The organism is Dietzia sp. SLG310A2-38A2, from assembly GCF_014145095.1.
In the GTDB taxonomy this organism is placed as follows: Bacteria; Actinomycetota; Actinomycetes; order Mycobacteriales; family Mycobacteriaceae; genus Dietzia.
In genome coordinates this window covers 1-6530 of the sequence record NZ_JAALDX010000132.1, presented here as the reverse complement: position 1 = coordinate 6530, position 6530 = coordinate 1, and the positions used below count along the sequence as shown (strand labels likewise).

The window sequence follows — 6530 nt, the reverse complement described above, 5'->3', positions numbered from 1 at the left end:
CGTATGAAACCGCCCTCGCGAAACGTGTTCGGGACGCTCTTCTCGACGGGGGAGGCGGCCCGGTCGACGGGGGAGGCGGCCCGGTCCTCGGCGGGGCGCCTCGGGTCCCGAGGGGCCGTGCTCACACGCTGACGTGGCCCGACCCACTCCAGGGTTTAGGCTTGAGCCCGCCTGCGTGTGGGCACCGGCGAGGATCAGGGAGAGCAGACAATCGTGAGCAGCAGCGACGAGACCGTGACCGCAGATCAGTCCGTCACCGGGGCGCAGACCGAGCAGGCGGGGCCCGCCCACCGCTACGGCGCCGAGCTCGCCGGCCGGATCGAGTCCCGTTGGCAGCGTGAGTGGTCCGAGCGTGGGACGTTCGAGGCCCCCAACCCCGTCGGGGCGCTCGCCGCGGCGGAAGGACAGACGCTGCCCACCGACAAGCTCTTCGTGCAGGACATGTTTCCCTATCCCTCCGGCGCCGGCCTGCACGTGGGTCACCCGCTGGGGTACATCGCCACCGATGTCTTCGCCCGCTACCACCGCATGCTCGGCGCCAATGTCCTGCACACCCTGGGTTACGACGCGTTCGGTCTGCCCGCCGAGCAGTACGCCGTCCAGACGGGCCAGCACCCGCGGGTCACCACCGAGGCCAACATCGTCAACATGGAGCGCCAGCTCGGGCGCCTGGGACTGGGGCACGACCGCAGGCGCGTGGTGGCCACCACCGACACCGAGTTCTATCGCTGGACGCAGTGGATCTTCCTACAGATCCACGGGGCCTGGTACGACCCGGACGCGGCCGCCCGCACGACCGACGGCGGCGAGCACGCGACCCGCACCGGCCGCGCCCGGCCCATCTCCGAGTTGCGCGAGCAGTTCGTCGCCGGTGCCCGCCCGCTGCCGGCCGGGTTCGCCGGACGGGAGTGGTCCGACCTGACCGCGGCCGAGCAGGAGAAGGTCCTCGACTCGCACCGGCTGGTGTACCTGTCCGACTCTCAGGTCAACTGGTGCCCCGGGTTGGGCACCGTGCTGGCCAACGAGGAGGTCACCGCCGAGGGCCGCTCCGAGCGCGGCAACTTCCCCGTGTTCCGCAAGAACCTCTCCCAGTGGATGATGCGGATCACCTCGTACGCGGACCGGTTGGTCGACGACCTGGACCGGCTGGACTGGACCGACAAGGTCAAGTCCATGCAGCGCAACTGGATCGGACGCTCGCAGGGCGCCCGCGTGCGCTTCGCGGTCGCAGACCGGTCCATCGAGGTGTTCACCACCCGCCCCGACACCTTGTTCGGCGCCACCTACATGGTGCTCTCGCCCGAGCATCCGCTGGTCGACGAGCTGGCCGGGCCGTTCTGGCCTGAGGCGGGCGACGCTCCCGGCGGGGTGGACAGTGTGGGCGGCGCTGCCGGCCAGCTGGACGAGCGCTGGACCGGCGGACACTCCTCGCCGGCCGAGGCCGTTCGGGAGTACCGCCGCCGGGCCGCCACCAAGTCCGATCTGGAGCGCCAGGAGAACAAGGACAAGACCGGCGTCTTCACCGGTGCCTACGCCGTCAACCCGGTCAACGGCGAGCAGGTGCCGGTGTTCGTGGCCGACTACGTGCTGATGGGCTACGGCACGGGAGCGATCATGGCCGTGCCGGCCCACGACTCCCGCGACCACGAGTTCGCCACGGCCTTCGGTCTGCCAATCGCGCAGGTGGTCGCCCCGGCCGACGGGCGCGAGTTGGACGTGCGGGCCGAGGCGTACGCGGGCGACGGTGTGGCCGTGAACTCGACCAACGCGCGCGGGCTGTCGCTCGACGGCATGGACGTCGACGAGGCCAAGGCCGCCACCATCGCCTGGCTGGAGGGTGAGGGCACCGGCGAGGGGACCGTCCAGTACAAGCTGCGCGACTGGCTCTTCGCCCGCCAGCGCTACTGGGGCGAGCCGTTCCCCGTGGTCTACGACGCCGACGGCGTCCCGCACGCGCTGCCCGACGAGATGCTGCCCGTCGAGTTGCCCGAGGTCGAGGACTACAAGCCCGTCTCGTTCGACCCCGACGACGCCGACTCGATGCCCTCCCCGCCGCTGGCCAAGGCCACCGAGTGGATGACCGTCGAGCTGGATCTCGGCGACGGCGTGCAGACCTACACCCGCGATGCCAACGTGATGCCCAACTGGGCCGGCTCCAGCTGGTACCAGCTGCGCTATATCGACCCCACGAACTCCGACGAGATGTGCGCGTTGGAGAACGAGCGCTACTGGACCGGGCCGCGGCCCGAGATCCACGGCGAGGGCGACCCCGGGGGAGTGGACCTCTACGTCGGTGGAGTCGAGCATGCCGTGCTGCACCTGCTCTACTCGCGGTTCTGGCACAAGGTCCTGTTTGACCTCGGCCACGTGACCAGTGAGGAGCCCTACCGCAGGCTGTTCAACCAGGGCTATATCCAGGCGTTCGCGTACACCGACTCCCGCGGCGTGTACGTGCCTGCTGCAGATGTAGAGGAGCGGGACGGGAAGTTCTACCTGGACGGTTCCCCCGACGCTCCCGAGGTGTTTCAGGAGTACGGGAAGATGGGCAAGTCGCTCAAGAACTCCGTCTCGCCCGACGAGATCTGCGACGAGTACGGCGCCGACACACTTCGCGTGTACGAGATGTCCATGGGGCCGCTGGACACCTCACGGCCCTGGGCCACCAAGGACGTCGTGGGGGCGCACCGCTTCCTGCAGCGGCTGTGGCGCGTGGTGATCGAAGAGTCCACCGGACAGGCCCGGGTGACCGACGAAGCGCCGCCGCAGGACGTGCTCAAGGCGCTGCACAAGGCCATCGCCGGGGTTCGCGACGACTACGCGGGGCTGCGGGACAACACCGCGATCGCCAAGCTGATCGAGTACGTCAACCACCTCACCAAGGCCTACCCGACCGAGGGGCCGGGAGCGCCGCGTTCGGTCGTCGAACCGTTGGTGCTCATGGTGGCTCCCGTCGCCCCGCACCTGGCCGAGGAGCTGTGGACGCGGCTGGGGCACACGGGATCGCTGGCCCACGGCCCGTTCCCCGAGCACGACGAGTCCTACCTGGTCGAGGACTCGGTGGAGTACCCGGTGCAGATCAAGGGCAAGGTGCGCTCGCGCATCACCGTCCCGGCGGACGCCTCGCCGGCCGAGGTCGAGGCCGCGGCCCTGGCCGACGAGAAGGTGCAGGCCAACCTCGCCGGCGCGACCCCGAAGAAGGTCATCGTGGTGCCGGGGAAGATGGTCAACATCGTGCCGTGACCGGTGACTGCGGCTCCTCCCTCCCTCTCAGACTTGCGCGCCTCTCAGGCTTGCGCGCCCGGAATGGTCCGGTGCGGGCGCGCAACCGGCCGGGCCGCCGGCGAAGAGGACGCATAGCTCGGGCTGCGAGCGAAGAGGACGCGTAAGTCGGGGTAGGGGTGTGAGGCGGTAGGAGCGTGGGGCGGCAGGAGGAGGGTCGTTCGGGTGAGGGGTCAGCCCACCTGCACGAACACCGCCGAGGACGAGCCGATCAGGTAGGTGGTGGTGATCATCCACATGGCGTAGCTGGCGAACAGCCACGGCCGCCACCTGATGTGCTGCTTCCACCGCCGGTACGTCTTGATGCCCGCGGTCACGGACAGGACCACTGAGAGCAGCAACGGCAGCAGCACCACCTCGACCCGGTCCGCGGTCAGGCACGTGCCGCCGGGCTCCGTGCACTCCTCGCCGATGCCGCCGCCTATCGCGACGAGCGCGACCGCGAAGATGACGACGGCCGAGGCGGAGAGCAGGACGTAGCGGATGGCCTGGCTGGCCTGACGCTCGTTGCGCTCGAGGCGCTCCAGCGGGTCGTCGAACTCCCCGATCCCCTGCGGAGACACCGTCAACGCCCCACGAATCCGTTGTGTCCGCCGGCCTCGGCCACCTCGTCGACCGTCGCGATCCCCAGCTGTTCGTCCGTCACAGGTGGGAAGAGCGGACCACCGCCGAAGGCGCCCCGGTGTGACAGCGGCACCTCGCCGTCGTCGTTCGTCACCCCGTGCTCGCGGCCGTACTCGGCGGTGATCACCGTGGACCCGCTCAGCGTCGGTAGCGACGGATCGTCGGCCAGGGCCGCGATCACGCGGCCGACGAAGGTCGGGTCCTCGGCCCGGGCCAGGGGGAAGCCGTTGAAGTCGTCCATCCCCAGCGACAGGATGAGGTCGGTGCGGATGAGCCCGAGCCACAGCGACAGGGTGGACACGCCGGTCCCGGCGAGCTCGTGGGCCATGCCCGAGGCCATCTTGTCCAGGGCGGTCTTGCTCATCCCGTAGAGCACGGTGTGGAACGGCGAGCGCGACCCGAAGGACGAGATGTTGACCATCAGACCAGAGCCCTGCGCGACCATCACCTTGGCGGCCTCGCAGCTGGCGACGTAGTGCGCGCGCAGCCCGATCCCCATGAGCGCGTCCCAGTCCCCGGCGGGCCGCTCCCAGAACTTGCCGGTGAAGCCCATGAAGCCCTTGGGATTGGTCCACACGTTGTTGACCAGCAGGTCCAGGCGCCCGGTGTCGGCGACGATGCGGGCGACGACGGCGACGATCTCCTCGTCCCGGCCGTGGTCGCACTCGAGGGGGAGCACCCGGCCGGAGGCGCTGGACGCGGCGTCCACCGTGGCCTGCAATCGCTCGGCCGAGCGTCCTGTGACGTACACGGTCCAGCCGGCGTCGGCGAGAGCGGTGGCCACTCCCTTGCCCACACCGCGGCTGCCGCCGGTGACCAGGGCGACGCGCGCGGTCACGAGTCGGCCCCGGCGGTCGCGGCAGCCGTCTCGTCGGAGCGGACGGCGTGGACCTCGGGAAAGGTCACGGTCGCGCTGTCGAGAGAGCGCGTGATCGACCACCCCGGGGAGAAGAGGCACTCGGCCATCACCCAGCGGCCGCTCTCCAGCACGTAGACATCCGAGTACTCGCCCGTGGAGAGGGTCTCGGTGCCGTTCTCCCGATCCACCTGACGGAACTGCAGCGTCCAGGTGCCGGTGGCCCGCCGCGGTGCGCCTCCGTCGGCCGGGTCCTCGACAGAAATGGAGGGCATGAGGCCGTGGTGCATGTCGAGGATGCGGGGGCCGCCGTCGGAGGCGGTGGCCAGTGCGATCTGACGGAAGATCCCGACCATCGTGTCCGGGTCGGTGCGGCCCAGCGGGCCGAAGTCCAGGAGGCCGCCCTCGGCGACGAAGCACGACCGGAACCCCTCCGGGTCCTTGGCGTCGCAGGCCCGCCAGTACCGGTATTTGAGCTGCTCTATCGCCTGGCGGGCGCGGGATTCCTGCTCGAACTGCATGTGGGCCACGTTAGCCTAGTGGGCATGAGTCGAACACTGGTCGAGCTGTCCGATCGCTGGGACCTACAGGACCTGGTGACCAGGTACGCGACCTGTATCGACGCCCGTGACTTCGACGGACTGGACAGGGTGTTCACCCCGGACGCCCGCGTGAGCTACGAGGCCTCGGGCGGCCCCGCGGACCACTATCCGGCGGTGCGCGCGTGGCTGGCGGAGATGTTGCCGATCTTCGCGTCCACCCAGCACCTCATGGGCAATCTCGCGGTGACCCTGGACGGCGACACCGCGACCGGACGCTGCATGTGCTTCAACCCGATGGCCCTGGGGCCGGTGGAGGAGAAGGACCAGCAGGTGTTCTTCTACGGGCTCTGGTACGTGCTCGGGTTCGTCCGGACCGCAGAGGGTTGGCGGATCGACCGCCTCGCGCAGGAGCAGGCCTTCCACCACAACGTGCCCTGACGGACGACGGAGGGGCCCGCCACCCGGCGGGCCCCTCCGTCGTCCGGTGTCAGATGGTGCCGCAGGAGTTCGGGGCCGGCAGCCCGTGCACGCGGTCCATGAGGTAGCGGGCGTTGGTGGAGTGCTCGGCCAGCATCGGCAGGGCGTGGTCGATCACCAGCCCCGGCGCCAGCGCCGGTAGCTCCGCGGTGCGTAGCTCGACCGTGGCGCCCTGGGCGCACCAGTCGCGGACCAGGTCGACCGCGGTGTCGTGGGGGACCACGTCGTCGTTCCGGCCGATCAGGACCAGCGCGGGGACCGTGGGGGCCACTGTGCCGAGGTTGTAGCTCTCCAGGACCCGGAGGATCTCGGGCTCGGACCGGGCCGCGTCGGCGAGCGAGTTGCCGTGCGCGGTGAACTCGCTGGTGCGACGCAGGCCGTAGGCGAACGCGGTCTCGGCGACACACTGGGTCGAGGTCACCTCGAGCATGCGCCGACCCTCGTCGTTGAGCTGGCGGTCGAACGCCGGACGCAGCTCGGGGTGCACCTGCAGGATCCCGTTGATGGCGTATCCGACGGCCCCGGTGAGCACGCCGCCGTCGACGCGATCGAGGGTACCGAGCATGTCCGACGGCGGGGCGCCGGCCGCGATGCCCACCAGGTTGAGATCTGGTGCGTACTGCGGCTGCATCTCGGCGGCGGCTGCGGCTGCGCCTCCGCCCTGGGAGTACCCGCTCACGACGGTGGGGGAGTCGGGCGCGAGGTCGGTCCCGGCCAACTGCACCGCGGCGCGGGCGGCGTCGAGGGCCGAG

General features: G+C 70.2%; 6 protein-coding genes. 2 read left to right on the top strand and 4 right to left on the bottom strand.

Annotated features, from left to right (window positions below; translation table 11 throughout):
- Nucleotides 1-234 precede the first annotated feature (234 nt).
- Complete coding sequence (locus G6027_RS05115) at nt 235-3240, top strand: class I tRNA ligase family protein (protein ID WP_346995637.1); 3006 nt, start codon at nt 235-237, stop codon at nt 3238-3240.
- A gap of 212 nt (nt 3241-3452) precedes the next feature.
- Here the strand turns inward: G6027_RS05115 and G6027_RS05110 are convergent, their stop codons facing one another.
- Genes G6027_RS05110 through G6027_RS05100 form a run of 3 tightly spaced genes read right to left on the bottom strand, consistent with a single transcriptional unit; the run spans nt 3453 to nt 5280 of the window.
- Nucleotides 3453-3842 carry a hypothetical protein gene (locus G6027_RS05110; protein ID WP_182635988.1) on the bottom strand — a complete coding sequence of 130 codons (390 nt, stop codon included), beginning with the start codon at nt 3840-3842 and terminating at the stop codon, nt 3453-3455.
- Between the two features lie 2 nt (nt 3843-3844).
- Nucleotides 3845-4741, bottom strand: coding sequence for an SDR family NAD(P)-dependent oxidoreductase (locus tag G6027_RS05105; RefSeq protein ID WP_182635984.1), 897 nt, complete (start codon nt 4739-4741; stop codon nt 3845-3847).
- On the bottom strand, nt 4738-5280 hold the full coding sequence (locus G6027_RS05100; RefSeq protein WP_182635982.1) for a nuclear transport factor 2 family protein: 543 nt from the start codon (nt 5278-5280) through the stop codon (nt 4738-4740). The genes G6027_RS05105 and G6027_RS05100 overlap by 4 nt, the downstream gene beginning before the upstream one ends.
- Nucleotides 5281-5304: 24 nt before the next feature.
- On the opposite strand from G6027_RS05100, the gene G6027_RS05095 reads away from it, so the two are divergent.
- Entirely contained in the window at nt 5305-5739 is a 435-nt protein-coding gene (locus G6027_RS05095; RefSeq protein WP_182635980.1) for a nuclear transport factor 2 family protein, read from the top strand.
- 49 nt (nt 5740-5788) lie between these two features.
- On the opposite strand, the gene G6027_RS05090 is transcribed toward G6027_RS05095, so the two are convergent.
- Nucleotides 5789-6530: lipase family protein (locus tag G6027_RS05090; protein WP_241726835.1), on the bottom strand; the 742-nt coding region annotated here is incomplete at its 5' end.

Excerpts from the sequence above, each read along its gene's own strand:
- G6027_RS05100 (WP_182635982.1), bottom strand. The coding sequence starts at position 5,280 with ATGCAGTTCGAGCAGGAATCCCGCGCCCGCCAGGCGATAGAGCAGCTC.
- G6027_RS05095 (WP_182635980.1), top strand. The coding sequence starts at position 5,305 with ATGAGTCGAACACTGGTCGAGCTGTCCGATCGCTGGGACCTACAGGAC.